Below are 15,374 nucleotides of genomic sequence, written 5' to 3'. Positions count from 1 at the left end.
CCGCCGCCGGCTACAACTTCCGCCGCCTCATCCGCTGGCTCAGGCTTTTGCTGCACCTCTTCCTGACCGCACTCTTCTCCGGCGGTCGGCTTAATCCAGCGTGAAATCAATCTTCTTCACGGACGACGAATTCATCATCGATCGACTTCCGGCCGACCCACGCATCGTCGTCGCATCGCCTTGCTCCGGCCACGGTGCGAAGTTCGCCAGCGCGATCGGTACGATGCTCGCGGATCTGGCACTCGATGCGAAACTGATCGCGCCGAAGGCGTTTCAGCTTGACCGATTCAGCGGCGTCGCCTCGCCAAGCTCCTGAGACGCCAATTGGCGTCCATTCTGGTATTGCAGACGATGGCGTAATTACGCTTGGGCTCGACCACGGGAGGCCTTAGTCCGAAGCGAGTTTTAGCAACTCGGTCATGTTGCAGCCGCTTCATCCTGACGGGCTTTTGAACGTAGCTTGCCGCTTCAATGCCCATGTCTTCATCCACGATGCATGTAGCACATCCCCGAAATGCGAAGGTATCGAAGAAGCCCGGCAAGTAACGCCTGGGCCATGAGGAGCAAGTCCGTTGAGAGCTGATCACCCGCAGTCCAGAGCGCCCGTTCCGGAAATGGTGTGGCGCGACTTACCGAAATCTGCGAAAGAACATCGCTCGCGTTTAACGCCACCCCCCGCTTCCGGCTGTAGCTCTTCCGACGTGACTTGCGTTGCTCTCAATTGCTTGGTTTGTCGTTTGTCGCATCTGCGAGACATGACTATTCGACCGACAGGCTGCCGCGCTCGCAGTTAAGTTGTTGAATAGAATGTAGGACGGTTGTTCGGGGTCTCTTCGCCCGCGGTTGGCACGACTCTTGAGCGCTCTCGTTACCCGGCGGCAGGAGCTGCCGACCGCCATCACTGATTGATCCTCTCATTGAGAAGGGAAGCAACAATGAAGACCGATATGGCAAGGCTCTAGTTGTGGAGCCTCAACAGGTTGTTCCTAGTTAGAGCGAGTTTGCTGATCGGTGGCATCGAACCGTTACTGCCATGCGGCCGGTGCCAATTGTAGCGGATGGCGCGGAGTAGGTGGCACCTGCCTATTGCGGTAAGCGCCCCGGCCATGCAGGACGATGCCGTTGTTGATCAAAAGCGTGTCACCTGGTGAGGGCATGAGTTCGGCGATGAGCCCTGGTTCGGCAAGAGCCATCTCCAAAGCTCCCACCGCCGCGCGCTGTCGCGGGTCGAGGCGCGCGTAAGCGATCTGGTGATAGAGATAGCGCAAACGAGTGCCGTCAGCATCGGAGTCGAGGATCGCGACAGCGTCGAGCGCCTCGTCGGCAGGGTCAATCTGTCGCGTCACGTCAAAGGGAACGGGGCGCCGCAGGTCCTCAACAAGGCTGGGCGCCATCTTCGCGACACGTGCGAGCAGCGTCGCCGCACTAGCTAGCCGTACCGCGCCGCCCGCCTCCGCCGCGCGGAAGCAGAGGAAGGCGAGGCGGCGCGGAGGGTCACGGCCGAAGGCGTGGTCGGTATGGCAGGGCAAGTCGTTCCAGCGTCGTCCGAGCGCAACTTGCTCGTCGCTCTGCATATGGCCGGGCATGTCTGGGTCGACCACGTCGCAGAGGTAGGATCCTGAGACATCCTGCGGGCGCAAGCGTCCAAACCTCTTCGCCATTATGATGTGGAGCAAGCGCGCCTCGCGGAAGGAAAGGGTCTCGACGGGGATGCGGCTGAGCAGCGCGAAACCGGGCCCCTGCCCCAGCGCCTGTTCAACTCTTGCAAAGAAACCCGCCTGCGCATCCTCGGCGTCAAGCACGAGATCGGAGCGGACGATCGCTGCCCAGTCGTAAGCGGAGACCTCCGCAAGAGGCGCGGGATCGAGGAGGGGCAAGGGAATCTCAAATCGCCAAACCTCCGGGCGGACGCTGATAAAGGCATCCCATAGTGCACCCGTGGAGAAATTGACTCTCCGCTGTACGCAGCCAGGCGTCGCTGGCTCGCTGGTCACGGGTGAGGCTCCGGCTCGGCCGTGTTGCCCATGACAACCTGGAAGCGCGGATCGACACCCCAGGGCGGCATGTGAATATCCCTTTCAAGTTCGTCGGCAGATATGCCAAGGCGGCGCGCCATATCGAGGTCGACTGGCGGCTCTGCCGCCGGTGGGATGAACAGCGTCCCGGCGGTTCTGTACCGCCGCAATGTCTCGTGCAGTTCACGGATTTTCACCGGCCAAACCTTTGAGCGGCCGATCGGCAGGACGGGTGCATGGTAGAGATATCCAATGTGATCAGCGTCATAATAGCGTAGGAGGCTCTCGATGAGGAGCGGCACATGCGCAACGTTGTAGCCCTCGCTCTGATAGCTGGCCTCGCCGACGCAATCGACCTGCCATAGAATCACGGCGCAGCTCGGATCAAGCCTGTGGCCGAAAACGAGCCACTCGCTCGCCTCAAAGGACAGGCAGCCGTGCTCCGCCGGATCGATGCCAAGGTCAGCGTAAAGGCAAGCCTCCGCGGAGATGGCAGGTTGCATGAAGGCGCGATAGCCCTCGCGCCGGGCGCGCTTGACGGCCTCATGTGAGGGCGAGACAAAGACGCCTGGATGGCCATAGAACGCCGCCGCGACGGACTTGCCCTGGCGAACCGGCTCGAGCATGCTCTCAACCATCTCCTCGTAGGTGGTGCGCCGATCCTTGCCATCCGCATAGAAGCGCGAGAGATCCTCGGCGTCTGGGCGCAGCTCAAGCAGCCAGTCACGGGTTAGTGGCTCGGACACGCAGAACATGATCACGTCGGCACTCTTGATCCGCGTGATCGCCTCTCTGGTCAACTGCCGTCCTCCTTGGATTCCGGTTCCGATGATGGCCAGGATGCCAAGTTTGGGTGGTGCAGACATGATCGGCGCTCCGATGCAGAGAGCTGTCGCCCGTGCGCAACAGCAAAGACTAAAACGGGACTGACGATGAGAACGTAAACTCGCAGCGTCGGTGCTCAATGTGTTTCCGCTCCATCAAACCCGCAAAGACGCTGACCGCGTCCCAAATACCATCGATGAATGTTGGTCCTTTCCGCGTAGGTTCTACTTTGGTTTGGTCCTTTGATTGGTTTTTGGATCCTTTCTGCTCGTGCAGGATCTGTATCCCCGAGAAGATCCGCAAGGCACCTACCAGAATTGGTTGGGCGGCGAGAGAAATAGACAGCTTCGGGCACAACCGCTAACTCCGTTACAGTTGTACATTGTCCAAGATTCGCGGTAACCGGGATCGTCGGCGGTCGGCGTGCATTGCGCTCGATTCGTCGGGAGAAACTCGATGCATCTGAGCAGACTTGCGATAAGCAATTTCCGGAATTTCCAGTCGATAGACGTGCCGCTGTCGGCGATATCGTTCTGCTCGGCGAAAATCGAGCAGGAAAGAGCAATCTCCTCTTCGCTTTCAGGCTGGTGCTCGATCCAACGATGCCGGATGCGGCGCGACAATTGCACCTGTCCGACTTCTGGGACAACGGTCGGCCGGACTACGATCGACCTATCGAGGTCTCAATCGAGCTCTCTGAGTTCGCGGGCGACCCGGCGCTCACGGCTCTGCTGACGGACTTCCGCACGCCACACGACCCGATGGTCGCGAGGCTTACGTACCTCTTCCGCAAGAAGCAAGACGTCGGGAGGCCACCGCAGTCGGACGCCGACTTTGAGTTTCTTGTTTTCGGTGGCGGGGACGAGGCGCGTACGATTCCTAGTAGCGTGCGACGCCGCATCGCGATTGACATTCTCGATGCGCTACGCGACGCGGAGGGCCAGCTCGGCTCATGGCGAAGCTCGCCGCTGCGGCATCTGCTTGAGGAGGCCATTTCCAGCGTCAGCGCGGCTGATCTGGACAGCGTCGCCGCGCAACTTTCTTTCGCGGCCCAGACCTTGGAGGCCTTCCCCTCGGTTAGCATGCTCGAGGACTCGTTAAGGGCCGACATTCTTGCTCTCGCGGGAAGAGCACACGATATCGACGCTCGACTCCGCTTTGCGCCGTCTGACCCGCTTCGAGTCTTCCGCGCGATAGCGATGTATATTGACGGCGGCTAGCGCGGCATCGCCGAGGCGAGCCTCGGCTCGGCGAATGTTGCCCTGATCGCCCTAAAGCTCGCCGAGTTCGATTGGAGGCGGAGGAAGAACGAGCGCAACTATTCGCTGCTCTGCATAGAGGAGCCCGAAGCGCACCTACATCCCCAGCTTCAACGCTCCGTCTTCACGAAGCTCTTCGGCAAGTCGGACCCCGCGCAGGCGATGATAGTGACGAGTCACTCGCCGACTCTCGCGGCTGTCGCGCCGCTCCGCTCGATCGTATTCCTTAGATCAGGCACCGGAATCACGACCGCGTATTCGCTGGCAAAACTGCCGGTCTCTCCGGAGGAGATCGACGACCTAGAGGGGTACCTCGACGCGACCCGCGCGTAGCTGATGTTCGCCCGCGGCGTGATCTTCGTCGAGGGCGACGCCGAGGAGGCGCTCGTCCCCGTCTTCGCCGCCACGATGGGCTTTCGGCTCGACGAACTCGGCATCACAGTCTGCAACGTGGCTGGGACCAACTTCCGGCCTTACGTAAAGCTTGCCACTGCGCTGAACATTTCGTTCGCCGTCGTCACCGACTGGGATCCGCTCGATGGCACGAAACCCCCACTGGGGCGAAACCGCACCTTGGACATTTGGGAGGCCATGAGCCAAGGCGTCGGGGCAGCCGCCCGCTGACCCCGCACTGCGGGCGCAGTGGGATACACTTGATTACGCGGCGTTTGGGCCTTTGCGGCGAACTACGGCGTCTTTCTCAACGATAGAACCTTCGAGGTCTCAATCGCCGCAACGCCAGCACTGCTGCAGCCCCTGCTCGACATCTTGGACGAAAGGGGTTCGGATCGACCCGTTCGAAGCGGATCAAGGACTGGAGAAGCGGAACACCGGTCGATCCGACGCAGCTTCTCGCGATGATCGCCGACATCGGAAAAGGACGACTGAGCGCGCGGCTGGCGAAGCGGGCCGGCGGCCTCCAGCCCATCCCTCCATCGCAGATGCAATAAGCTGGGTGACATCGCGTGTCTAACAGGGCGGTCTTGAATCGCGCGATCGAGGAGCTGCGGGGCAATTGTCAATCGGCGTTCAAATTTACGGGGGGGGGGCAATATTGCAGGCCGAATGACACCGTTTTTGCGAAATACGCACCGAGAAGGCCGAGATCATCCAGTTGGTTGAGCAATCGCATCTTCCGGCCAAGCGCACGCTGGACAAGCCTGGCATCCCACGGGCCACCTTCTATCGCTGGTATGAGCGTTACCGCGAGGGCGGCAGCGCCGCGCTGGCCGATCATCGATCTCGACCGGAGCGGGTCTGGAATCGCATTCCGGACGATGTGCGAGCTCAGATCATCCACCTGGCGCTGGAAACTCCGCAGCTGTCGCCGTGTGAGCTGGCCGTGCGGTTCACCGACGAACGGAAGTATTTTGTCTCCGAAGCGTCGGTCTATCGGTTGCTCAAGGCGCATGACCTCATCACCAGCCCGGCCTAGTGGTGATCAGGCGGCGAACGAGTTCAAGGAGAAGACGACGGCCGTCTCACGACGCAGATCCTTCATCTAGCCAGAGCTTGCCGCACGCGCCGTGTCGCCCCCAGGCGACGTTTAACGGCTTCGAGGAACTCCTTGGACCACCATAGTACATTGAGGCGGCAATGCCCTCGCGCCGGCACAGCTCGGCGATATTCTCCTCGCCCCGCAGTCCTTCCAGCACGCTACGGATCTTCTCTTCCGCCGAATACTGCCGGCGTGTCTGGTGCCGAATGTCCTTTAACACTTGTTCTGCCGTCGCTTTGCCCGGTCCGGATTCTGCTTCATCTTCGCTCCTGGTGGCTACGATGAACCAGAAATCCTCCCTCCGCATAACCCTTCAATTTGTCTCATAGGCCCTGACGGCGAACAGCGATGATGATGAGGTAAAGAATCGATGGCTCGGCTAAACCGGTGGCTGGTGGCATCGTTGCTTTCTTCTCTTTGGAGATGTCGTCGGAGCAACTTGCCGCTCGCGTAATCTCGGAGCAGACGGAGATCCCCTCCTACGATATCAGGCGTGGCGACATCGACGAGACTACGTTTGGCAAGGTTCGATTGCCGCCAGAAAATCCGCCGGCTGGCGCTACTTATTGAGCAAAGCCGGCGCCATCTCTATCGCTCAACCCGCCCGCGCGCCGCTTGAAATGCCAACTAGGACTGCAACTCGTTATTGTCGACTATAACCACGCAATGCAGCTCCCACACACTGCGATTTGCCGCTGCTCGTCGACTGGCTGAGCTTGGCTTCTCGCTGAAGGTTGTTGCCAGCATCAACGGCCACGATAGCTTGGAAGAGGTGGAGCGGTACACGAAGGCGGCGGAGCAAAAGCTAGTTGCCGCGTTAGGCTCACACTTGCCCCCGGGTTCGAAATCCCTCGCGTCGCCTCAATTCGAACGCAAGATCAATCAGGCGCATGTCCCGCAGCACGCCGCCCCGCGCCTGATAGGTACCAGCATGGTGCCGTCTTTCGCCCACCCGTCAAATGCAGAAGGTGACACCCAACGTACGTTGATTTTGCGAAGAGGAAGAACGGGAGGCCAGGGACAAGCAAGCAGGAGTTGCGATGGCTGACGATCTCGAAAGCGGGGTAATCCCGACCGCAGCAGGACCAACCTTAACGAGGAATGGAAAAAGGAATACTGAAAGCGCTCAACGTGTCCGGTCAACAATTAGCAGGCGCGCTTCGCGCCCTGGGATCATCGGTGGCCAAAGTCAGGAAGTACTTGAGCGATAAATACAAGGCAACGGGAAGTCCACTATCCTTTTTTCGCGTTTTTGGCATCTACCCGTTTAGAGCTATCAATGGTCCTGCGAGGCTTTGCGATGGAGCGACGAGAGTGCAATTGCCAAGCCGTGTGCCTCCTCATTCGAAAGCCCTGTGAGCGTGACATTGCCCTCGCATGCTACCAGGGCCGTCAGGGTATCAACTACAGTCCATCCGAGAGCGTCGCGTCGGATCGTGTATCGGTTTAGCATCGGTGGCTCTGAAGGCTTCACGGCGTTTCCATGCTCGTCAATGACTGCGGCGGTGGTTAACGAGGTACGGAACGCATTGCCACTCGACAGATATTCAGGGATACCCATCTTCGTTGGCTCTCCAGAATGGCATCCGCGATTCGATAGTTCTTCTGCGGCTACAACCGGGGAAATGAATTGGCCTAGAACCCGACCATCAAACAGGAGGCGCATTCTCCTGGACGATAATAATTCCGGCTGACGCGGGATGCGTTTCGTATGTCCACGTCATAATTAGCTACTCGGGCCGCGAACCTTCTTCAGGCGTTCGTCGGAAGTGGTCCTCCACGCCTGATAGGCTCCGCTTCCCGCGTTCGGATAGAGGAGGTGATAAAAGTCCTCATAGACGTCGAGCACTTCCAGCGGCGACCAGGGCTTGCCTGAAGTCCCGACAAGAGCTACCGTCAGGGTTGCAGTGGCCAGTGCCCGTACAGCACTGACTAAGGCCGGGTCAGGGTCAGAACTAGACATCAGACATCCTCGTGCTTTTGTCCGATTTTGGACTTGCCTTCCTTGTTGAGGGCGGGAACACCGCGGAGAATTAAGCTCGCTCGCTCGTCTCTTTGGCGCTACGACTCATCATCGAAGTTAGCGGCAACGTGACTCGGCGCTTCGAGGTGGACCGGTACAGCGCTGTCCCTGCCACGCGCCGCTAACTCCAGTCGTCAGCTTCAAGGCACAAAGCTGACCAGCCCGCCCCTAGCGTGCTGGCATAGAGGTACTGAACTCTAAATTCAAAGAGCCCCGCAGAACACCTACCTAAATTGGTTGGCTGCCAAAAGCGCTCGTACGGTGCGCCCCTCCCGGCCTGGCCAGCAAAGGCGGTCCCATGATTGAGCGTCTCATCGCGCTTGCTGCTGGCGAGGATGAAGGCGGCGCAGCATGACACGCGGCGCCAGCTTCGCATTATCGAGCCCTGAAGCGGCCCGCCTCAGGCGGTTCTTGTCGACCGCACCCGAGGGATTGACGGCGAGGGCTGAAGCTCCCGAGGGTGAAACCGAGAAAGGACATCATGACCAAAACTGCTCGTTATCGCGCCAGTGCCCGTGTTATCCCGCTTCGCAAGGTCACCACCCGGCTCGCCTGCCCAGACTCGGCACAGGCACAGCGCATCTCCGAAAGCTTCGGGCTCGCGATCCTGGACGCTGACGGCATCCGCGATCTGCATGAGCGGCTTATCATCGAAACTGCCGACGCGCTCAAGGATACCTGAGTGGGCGCGCAATGCAGATCCACCTTCAACGGATCGTCGGTGCTTATGTCGGATCCGCTACGGCGCCGCTTCTACACCCGAGCAGTCACTGAAGCGCGAGATGCGACCGCTAAGCTCGCCAACGACAGCCGCGATGAGGATCTTTTATGGCCCGGTCAGCTTTCGATAGCCGGGCACAGCGCAAGAGTGGATTCGCCGCCGACATGGGCGTGCAGGCTCACGCGCTTCGCATGGCCGCTGAAGGCGCCGTCGCCGCTTACGAAAAGCTCGTCGGCGAGACCTGGAAGCCTTTCGAGCGTCCCGTCGACAACACGACCGACACCGTCGGCCGGAAAGCGGCCAAGGCGCAGATGTCGGCGTTGGACTAACTGTCAGCGCGGGGCCTCGGCCCCACGCCTCTTCCACTACAGCCACCTGACGGCCGGTCCGCGAGGCCGGCCCTTTTTCGTGGCGCCGCTGCAACAAAGGGAGCCGCCCGCGCTCCGCGCCATCGCCGGCTCCTCCCAGTCGTGGTCCTGTCTCCTGGACCCGATGCCCGCGCAACGGCTTTGCCGTCCCACAGCGTGGATGGCATCTATCCCCTGCCGCAAGTTTCTCATCCTAATCGGGACTACATTGTGGACCAGAAGACCATGCTCAACATGTCGAGCTTCTGGAACATCACCGCGCAGAACTCCGACGCATACGTCCGGGGTGTATGTTTTAGTGAAGGCCACGGCCGCGCCTTCGTGGGCTTCACGGAGACGATGTCGAAAATGACACCGAACGCGCTCGCGACGATCGGCTTCAAGATCATGCCGCTCTCGAATACGACGACCAATCGACCCTTGTTCTACGTCGATGCTGTCGGCGTCAATACGACCACGGTCCAGCGCGGCACGCGCAATCTAGCCCTGCAGTTGGCGAACGTCATCGCCGCGACCGACACGGATTTCCATCTCCTGCAGACACATGATCCGCTTCATCGTGTCGGCAAAACCCGGCTGTGCATAGATCGCTCGGCGTGTCTCGATCAAATCGTCCGAGACCATGCTCTTGTCGCACATCAGGAATTCGAGACGAGCCTTGATCCGCTCCCAAGAAGGCTCGGAGGCGGCCTGGTTGGACAGCGTCTTCAGACGCGCCATCACTGAGGGTGCGCTGTCCAGCCACCGGCCGTGTTGAGGACGAGCTTCTCGACAGCATCAGGACGATGCACGGCGAAATAGTTCGCGACCCAGCCGCCGAGCGATTCACCGCTGATCATCGCCTTGTCCCTGCCGAGCGTCTTCAGGACGGCGAGCACATGATTTGCGTAGTCTTTCACCTGGTAGTCGATGGCCGGCTTGGCTGTCCACCCATGTCCGAGCATGTCGATCGCCACAAACCAGAAGTGTTCTGCGTGCGGGCCGAAGTTTCTGGAGTATGCCTCCGCGTGGCCGCCGACGCCATGCAGAGCAAGGACAAGCGGTTCGACGGATCGCCTGACTCGATGCAGCGGGTCCGGACTGACGATCTCGAGGGCCGGCGTCGTGACGGAAGCCTCGTCGGCCGCGAATTCGACACCGCCGCTGCGAACCTGGGTCAGGAGCTCGGTGTCGGAGCCGAGCTGATTGGCCGGAAAGAGCCTGATCTCCAGCCGGCCGCTGGTCGCCTCGTGGATACGGTCGATCGCCTCCTGCGCCCGGATGTTCACCGGATGGGTCGAATCCTGTCCGGTCGCGAACTTGTAGACGAACTCGGCGGCTGATGCCGGGCGGGTGAGAATGCACTCCGAGACTCTAACTGCCGCTGGATGAAAGTTCAGTGGCAGGTCACCACGGTGAGATAGAGCTGATTTGTGCGTACGTGCTTGTAGCCCGCGTAGTTGTAGAGCACCTCCGACAGTAGAGCAGTCCCCGCAGCTTGCGGCACGAGTTCTCCGGGTATGGCCGACAACTGGGCGGGCTGCTTGAAGCGCCGCACGATGCGGCGTGCCTGCGGCTCCGGCCCGACCTTAAAGAGCTCATCTTCCGAAAACCATGTTTCGAAGATCGGGTACTTCCCATCCGGCGTCGTCCGGGTCATGCCCGCAAACACGTTCCAGACGTGGAGGCGCTGCGCGGGAACGTTTGCCGATGTCCGATATTGCTCGAGTGTCTGCTTGTTTGCGGGATAATCGAAGCCTGGCGGTATATCGAAGTAACCGACCGGAGGCTGTTGAGCGACCGCGACCAATGATCCGCATAAAGATGAACAGGTGACGAAACAGAAGATCGATGTCAGCTTCTGCATGAAAGCTCCTCGAGAAAATCGGCGCACGGCGCCCAGCTCAGGGCTGATAGCCGCCGTCGATCCAACTCTGGAACAGTGCAATCTTCTCCGCCGACCAGGGGCCGTCCCCGCCTTTCGCAGGAGGCGGCGGCATCACCGGCCCACCCTGCGCCTTCATAGGAGGCAGGGACGGGGGGGGGCGTTCATGGGCCGACCAATCCTGGTAGGCGCCTGTTCGTCTTTTCGGGGATACAATCCGGGACCCTTGTGTGGGAAAGATATGACTGAACGGCGTGTGCTCTGGTTGTGTTGCGGCGTCGGCTTCTGTCTCGCCTGCCAGAGAGGCTAGCGTGCGAGCGACGAAATTCGCGCAGACAGCAACCGCGTTATCAGTTGGGGGCAGATCCGCTGGACGAGGCAGCCGCTATATGAGACTAAAAGCACTCCGTTTAAGCGCTGATACAACCTTCAGCCTCCCGGCTGATCTGCCAGGCTCCTGCCGGTGAACGCGGTGTCGTTGCCGGCGACGGCTCGCAGTCTTCCTGCCGATCCGAGCTGTGGCGGTTGGTGCGTGCGCCTAGTTGTGTAGACCGCAAAGCGTTCAATGCTTGTGAGGGTCCCGTTTTGTCGACTTGGATCTGCATTCCAGCCGTGTTTGCTCTTGGTCTTGCGAAGGCGAGCAACCGTCTACGAGCAGCGGGTTTGCTTTCTGCCAGTGTCCCAGAGAATTGCCCGATTTTGGATCGAGCCATCTCCGCCTACTAAACAGCTCGTCGACAAGAAACTGAAATTAAAGTTCGCTCCATAGTCCGCTGGTCTTGATCAGAGCTTGCGACAGGAACCAAGATCTTGGTCTGCGGACGTGGTTTGTTTGAATCGGCTCTGGTGTAGTTGTGCAGGCTGGATGAAACTCGTGGAGTGATCTAGAAAGGCTAAGTTATGGCCATGCCACATCTAATGCTTCCAATCGAGGTATCGGCGGACCTGATGAGGCATCTGTCGCCAGATCGCGCGCAGGCGGTAGTCGAGACCATTAGAAACTCCTCGCCATCTCTCATAAGCCAAATGAAATCTTTGAGGCTCATTCTCGGCGCCGATGTGAACGCAGTCGCTCTTGAGGACAAGGTGCCGAGTTCAGGCTCCAAAATGGATCGCTACGACTGGTTCTTCTTGGTCCAGCGTATCCAAAAAGATTCAGACCTTGCCGGATTGGTGGCGCTTCTTCGGACTATGAGTGGATGCGCCGCACTTGTAAGCTCCAAGAGCGTCCTAACAGATGTTGAGGAGGCGATTCTGGGCGAGGCCGTTCAATCGATTGTAGAAAACTACGGAGAACGAACATGAATGGCCCTATGAAGTACGAGGAACTTAGGAGGGCCCATGCCGGCGAAGCCCTCACCAACTGGATTACTGGTCATCAAGGCTTGTTCGTACTCTGCCGCGAACTCGAGCGCAGCCTCAAACTAATGGAACGTGCTATTTCAGCCGACAATCATGTGGCCACTGCTCGTCAGTTTCAGCGGCTCTCATCAATAACCAGGGCGTGTGCAGTCGCGTTCAAGGTTGCCGGCAATATGTCCAGGAACGACTACGAGAAACACGTGGTTGTTCCGATGCTCGGCGTGGATGAGGCCTTCACAGGACTTTGGGCTCGCGACCATTCCTCGATGTTGCAGCAACTGCGTTCCACCTTTGCGAAGTTGCGCGGCTTCGAAGCGGAACGAGCAGCCATAAAAATGCTGACCGCCGTGATGGTCAAGCAACACGAGCGCGTTTGCGAGCGCTTTGCGAAGGGCCGGCCCAGTCTGAACGCTCAAGCCCGAAGCGGAATGGCAACGGATCGTCCAGAAGGCTACCTGCTTATTCGTGAGCGATTTGGACCGCGGCACGTGCAGTTGATCGACTCGTAGCGAACATGATCGACCTGGAGTGAGCAACACGCTCCCGATCAATGGTTCGCCGAACTAGGCGCCGTTTGGCTGCCAATGAATAAGCCGGCGTCAGTCAACGCTTTTACGTAGGTCTCGTGATGGTGAAAGTCGTGCTTGAACTGCTCAAGGTTGTCGAGCTCATCATGCCAATTTTCTGCTGATAACTCTCCTTTGAATGTCGATTTCAGCATCTGCATGATGGCAGCTCGTTGCTCGACCGGAAGCTTGGAAATTGCCGAGTTTAGATATCCACCCGGCCCAAGTTTTACTTCAGTTGAGGTATAAACACCGGCCGCACGAACGGCGTCGATCTGGATCGGTAGGCTCACCCTGCAATTCGGGAATATCCATGCGCGGTAGCGATGCAATGCGAGAAAGTAGATCGATGCGAAGAATGCAAAATAGCCGTCGATCGGAAGAGTGCGCGCTGGTCTTTTGTCGGTGCGCGGCGTAGTAATGTTGTTCCAAGTTGGCATGCCTACGATAATAGGATCAGCGGGCTGGTACGAACTTTCCAGATATCGGGCGTGATCTACGGTTGCAATTATCTCGAACCCGATATTTGGATTTAGGCCTAGCATCGCTCCAACTGAAGCCGATAAGCCTTCTCGTAGCGCGCGATCCTGGCTCTCCAGCCGGAAGCGGTATCCATCACCATTCTTCACGACCTTGTAGCTGTCATCGATGCCGCGAGCCTTGGGACCCTTCGTAATGTGGGAGTTATAGACTTCATGGTCATAAGTCTCCTGCCACATGATGATGCCGTCAGCGCCGGCGTTCTTCAGGCTTCTATAATGCCGTGACGTCAGCGCCATCGTGCAAAACAGTACTCTGTTTGCGAGACTTCCGCCCATTATCTGCCTTACTCGTTGAACAAGGACGGGAAGCTGATCTCTTACGAATTTTACATCATCGCCACCAACAAGTTCGATGTGCTGGAATCCCTTCGCGAGTAGGTACTCAACCTGCACAACAATGAGCCGCTCGTCCAGGCTTAGCCGGCGCATCTCATTGTTGTCGGAGCGCCAGCCACAGAAATTACAATCAGACGCGCAGCGATTTGTTACTTCCACCGGTGCCATCGAAACAACCAAGCCGCCATAAATCTTGCGACGGACAAATTCGGACTTTGCAAGAACTTTGTCGCGAATGGCCTGGAACTCGGTTGAGTGGATCGCGTTCACGAGTGAATTGAGCTTCGCGTAGCTGAGTGACTCGCTCTCCGCTTCCTCCAGTATTGCCTCGACTTGCGGCACTGTCGGGATGTCATGATTCTCGGTAAGGTCGAGAAAACGCTCGCGGTCGATTTTATACATGGTTCACGCCGTGTGAAGGCAAATACTGCTTTCGGCCAGAGCTCTTGAATATTTCGGCAGGCGCAAGGTGGGCTCCCAGTTTTAGGAGTAACGCCCCAGGCAGCGCCAGCAATCGAATTACCGCCGACGATTCGTAATTGTGATGGAAGCATCGTATGGCTGGAACCGTCTACTACCAAATGTTGTAGAGTTGATATCCGAAGGGAAAACGACCAACTGTGCCGCGGAATCTGCCAGGAGAAATCGCCCTTCGCAGGGCTTCGACATCGCTCGAGTGGACATTCACTCGACATCGTCCGCTTCGGGTTCTATCGGCATCGTGACGGCCTCGAAGCTCTGGCGAACCCTTCCCTGTTGCGAATGATCAATACACTCGTCTCGAAGAGAAAGATTGGCTCCTGGAAAGAATGTGTTCGAGGATATGCGAAGGCTGCCAGAAGATTGCTCTGATGGCCCGTTCCATATTCTCACCCCTCGCTGGGCGAGGCCGAAGCCAACTGCTCACTAGCGATATCACGGACGAAGTGGAGTGCAAGTGAACGTCGCCATCATGAGCTCTTCATGAATCTTGGGATGGGAGTCGACGAGGACGTTCGAACTTTGCATGGTAAAAGGCGTGTGGGCACAAGAAATCCTGCGCGACATGCAAACCGAGGACGGCCAGCATATGCTGCACAATATCAGACGTCTCTGGCAGCGCTTTGAGTCGGAGGTGGTGGCGGAGGCTGCCCAATCTCGCTCGGCAAGGGCTGGGAGAGGGTCCATAGAGCGCGAGGAGACGATGTGAAACTCCAGGTTTACCAATAATGGGCCGAGTGCTTGGTCGGTCCAATTCCGATGTCATTAATCAACGATTCCATCTTCGACCGAAGCGGTTGTACCGCGAGAAGGTATCCCCAGTTGATGTTGATTGTGAGCACGAGCGGCCGGAATGGCAGGAGGCTGGACCTGCCGACGCTACCAGACTTAGTAGGTTATTTGTTCGCATTCCTCAGGTAGCTGAGCGATATTCTGGGAGACGTTTGCGACGTTCGTAACGGGAGGACACACCTTTGTCGAACCTCGTTTGAAATAGGGAGATATTTCATGAAAAGATGTTTTGCCGCGTTCGCGTTCTTGACCCTCGCAACCCCGGCATTCGCTGGTGAGGTGCCGGAAAAGGCTCTCGAAGAACAAGCCCGCCCTGCAGGGGCTGTGAGCGAAGTAACTCTTGCCGGCTGTCTACCAGCATCAGCCTATGTGAAAATTCCAGTTAAGGCTGGTCAGAAAGTCTTCGTCACAAGCAAAATAGCGGCACCTTGTGACAGTCGTGGCTGGACGAATGGAAATGGATTGGCTTTCTACGGGCCGACCGGCTCAGGTACGTACCAAGCACTCGCTGCCGGTCCTAACACACCAATGGGTTAGCCATCGCAAGATAGATAACTTGCTGTCTTGGGGAGATGAGAACCAAATATTCAACTATCGTGACCTTGCCCCCAAGTTTTATCCAATCCTGAGTTCGCTCCGGCTATTGGATTTGCCCGGTTGGGCGGTGGTAGCGACGGGAGCTGGCGCGGAGCCCTCGGCATAGCGCAGCGCCAGATCCCGGCG

Annotated in this window: 16 protein-coding genes and 6 pseudogenes; 13 read left to right on the top strand and 9 right to left on the bottom strand. The window is 58.4% G+C overall.

Annotated features, from left to right (window positions below; translation table 11 throughout):
• The first annotated feature begins 100 nt into the window (after positions 1-100).
• Complete coding sequence (locus AC0QUY_RS40255) at positions 101-316, top strand: hypothetical protein (RefSeq protein ID WP_161851773.1); 216 nt, start codon at positions 101-103, stop codon at positions 314-316.
• A 642-nt stretch (positions 317-958) separates the two neighbouring features.
• On the opposite strand, the pseudogene AC0QUY_RS40250 reads toward AC0QUY_RS40255, so the two are convergent.
• The 3 genes and pseudogenes from AC0QUY_RS40250 to AC0QUY_RS40240 form a co-directional block, all read right to left on the bottom strand.
• Positions 959-1,057 (bottom strand): annotated as a pseudogene (locus tag AC0QUY_RS40250) (IS481 family transposase); the annotation flags it as partial.
• The gene (locus AC0QUY_RS40245) at positions 1,026-1,802 is read right to left on the bottom strand and encodes a TauD/TfdA family dioxygenase (protein WP_246738678.1); all 777 of its coding nucleotides are present in this window, start codon (positions 1,800-1,802) and stop codon (positions 1,026-1,028) included. The gene AC0QUY_RS40245 and the pseudogene AC0QUY_RS40250, both read right to left, overlap by 32 nt.
• Before the next feature lie 188 nt (positions 1,803-1,990).
• Positions 1,991-2,980 carry an SAM-dependent methyltransferase gene (locus tag AC0QUY_RS40240; protein WP_161851771.1) on the bottom strand — a complete coding sequence of 330 codons (990 nt, stop codon included), beginning with the start codon at positions 2,978-2,980 and terminating at the stop codon, positions 1,991-1,993.
• A 288-nt stretch (positions 2,981-3,268) separates the two neighbouring features.
• Between AC0QUY_RS40240 and AC0QUY_RS40235 the strand changes: the two genes are divergently transcribed.
• The 4 genes and pseudogenes from AC0QUY_RS40235 to AC0QUY_RS40220 all read left to right on the top strand — a co-directional run.
• A complete protein-coding gene (locus tag AC0QUY_RS40235) occupies positions 3,269-4,060 on the top strand; it encodes a hypothetical protein (RefSeq protein ID WP_202639246.1) in 792 nt (263 codons plus the stop codon).
• Positions 4,061-4,066: 6 nt separating this feature from the next.
• Complete coding sequence (locus tag AC0QUY_RS40230) at positions 4,067-4,432, top strand: ATP-dependent nuclease (protein WP_202639306.1); 366 nt, start codon at positions 4,067-4,069, stop codon at positions 4,430-4,432.
• Between the two features lie 3 nt (positions 4,433-4,435).
• On the top strand, positions 4,436-4,723 hold the full coding sequence (locus tag AC0QUY_RS40225) for an ATP-dependent endonuclease (protein ID WP_202639245.1): 288 nt from the start codon (positions 4,436-4,438) through the stop codon (positions 4,721-4,723).
• A 466-nt stretch (positions 4,724-5,189) separates the two neighbouring features.
• Positions 5,190-5,577, top strand: a pseudogene (locus tag AC0QUY_RS40220) (helix-turn-helix domain-containing protein); the annotation flags it as partial.
• Between the two features lie 26 nt (positions 5,578-5,603).
• Here the strand turns inward: AC0QUY_RS40220 and AC0QUY_RS40215 are convergent.
• Positions 5,604-5,904: pseudogene (locus tag AC0QUY_RS40215) on the bottom strand (transposase); the annotation flags it as partial.
• Positions 5,905-6,020: 116 nt separating this feature from the next.
• Between AC0QUY_RS40215 and AC0QUY_RS40210 the strand changes: the two are divergent.
• The 3 genes from AC0QUY_RS40210 (at position 6,021) to AC0QUY_RS40200 (ending at position 6,956) form a co-directional block, all read left to right on the top strand.
• Positions 6,021-6,167: a hypothetical protein gene (locus AC0QUY_RS40210; RefSeq protein WP_371419458.1), complete on the top strand. Its 147-nt coding sequence runs from the start codon at positions 6,021-6,023 to the stop codon at positions 6,165-6,167.
• A 76-nt stretch (positions 6,168-6,243) separates the two neighbouring features.
• The gene (locus tag AC0QUY_RS40205; protein WP_161851769.1) at positions 6,244-6,645 is read left to right on the top strand and encodes a tyrosine-type recombinase/integrase; all 402 of its coding nucleotides are present in this window, start codon (positions 6,244-6,246) and stop codon (positions 6,643-6,645) included.
• A 53-nt stretch (positions 6,646-6,698) separates the two neighbouring features.
• Positions 6,699-6,956, top strand: a complete 258-nt coding sequence (locus AC0QUY_RS40200; RefSeq protein ID WP_161851768.1) for a DUF3606 domain-containing protein — start codon at positions 6,699-6,701, stop codon at positions 6,954-6,956.
• Between the two features lie 367 nt (positions 6,957-7,323).
• Here the strand turns inward: AC0QUY_RS40200 and AC0QUY_RS40195 are convergent, their stop codons facing one another.
• Positions 7,324-7,560 carry a hypothetical protein gene (locus AC0QUY_RS40195; protein WP_161851767.1) on the bottom strand — a complete coding sequence of 79 codons (237 nt, stop codon included), beginning with the start codon at positions 7,558-7,560 and terminating at the stop codon, positions 7,324-7,326.
• A gap of 541 nt (positions 7,561-8,101) precedes the next feature.
• On the opposite strand from AC0QUY_RS40195, the pseudogene AC0QUY_RS40190 reads away from it, so the two are divergent.
• Positions 8,102-8,670 (top strand): annotated as a pseudogene (locus tag AC0QUY_RS40190) (hypothetical protein).
• 141 nt (positions 8,671-8,811) lie between these two features.
• The gene (locus tag AC0QUY_RS40185; protein WP_475391454.1) at positions 8,812-9,435 is read left to right on the top strand and encodes a hypothetical protein; all 624 of its coding nucleotides are present in this window, start codon (positions 8,812-8,814) and stop codon (positions 9,433-9,435) included.
• Here the strand turns inward: AC0QUY_RS40185 and AC0QUY_RS40180 are convergent.
• The 3 genes and pseudogenes from AC0QUY_RS40180 to AC0QUY_RS40170 all read right to left on the bottom strand — a co-directional run.
• Positions 9,429-9,695 (bottom strand): annotated as a pseudogene (locus AC0QUY_RS40180) (alpha/beta fold hydrolase); the annotation flags it as partial. The gene AC0QUY_RS40185 and the pseudogene AC0QUY_RS40180 overlap by 7 nt on opposite strands.
• A 120-nt stretch (positions 9,696-9,815) precedes the next feature.
• Positions 9,816-10,094 (bottom strand): annotated as a pseudogene (locus AC0QUY_RS40175) (TRAP transporter substrate-binding protein); the annotation flags it as partial.
• Positions 10,085-10,555 (bottom strand): hypothetical protein, encoded by a 471-nt coding sequence (locus AC0QUY_RS40170; RefSeq protein WP_161851765.1) that lies wholly within the window; start codon positions 10,553-10,555, stop codon positions 10,085-10,087. The pseudogene AC0QUY_RS40175 and the gene AC0QUY_RS40170, both read right to left, overlap by 10 nt.
• Positions 10,556-11,521: 966 nt before the next feature.
• On the opposite strand from AC0QUY_RS40170, the gene AC0QUY_RS40165 reads away from it, so the two are divergent.
• A complete protein-coding gene (locus AC0QUY_RS40165; protein WP_161851764.1) occupies positions 11,522-11,878 on the top strand; it encodes a hypothetical protein in 357 nt (118 codons plus the stop codon).
• Entirely contained in the window at positions 11,875-12,444 is a 570-nt protein-coding gene (locus tag AC0QUY_RS40160; RefSeq protein WP_475391453.1) for a hypothetical protein, read from the top strand. Before AC0QUY_RS40165 ends, AC0QUY_RS40160 begins: the two co-directional genes overlap by 4 nt.
• Positions 12,445-12,482: 38 nt before the next feature.
• Here AC0QUY_RS40160 and AC0QUY_RS40155 read toward each other — a convergent pair whose 3' ends face one another.
• A complete protein-coding gene (locus tag AC0QUY_RS40155; protein ID WP_161851762.1) occupies positions 12,483-13,781 on the bottom strand; it encodes a hypothetical protein in 1,299 nt (432 codons plus the stop codon).
• Between the two features lie 1,086 nt (positions 13,782-14,867).
• Between AC0QUY_RS40155 and AC0QUY_RS40150 the strand changes: the two genes are divergently transcribed.
• The gene (locus tag AC0QUY_RS40150; RefSeq protein WP_210255656.1) at positions 14,868-15,188 is read left to right on the top strand and encodes a hypothetical protein; all 321 of its coding nucleotides are present in this window, start codon (positions 14,868-14,870) and stop codon (positions 15,186-15,188) included.
• The last annotated feature ends 186 nt before the right edge of the window (positions 15,189-15,374 follow it).

The organism is Bradyrhizobium sp. WYCCWR15520 (assembly GCF_056174665.1).
Note: the sequence above shows the minus strand (reverse complement) of the source record. Positions and strands in the feature narration are given on the sequence as shown.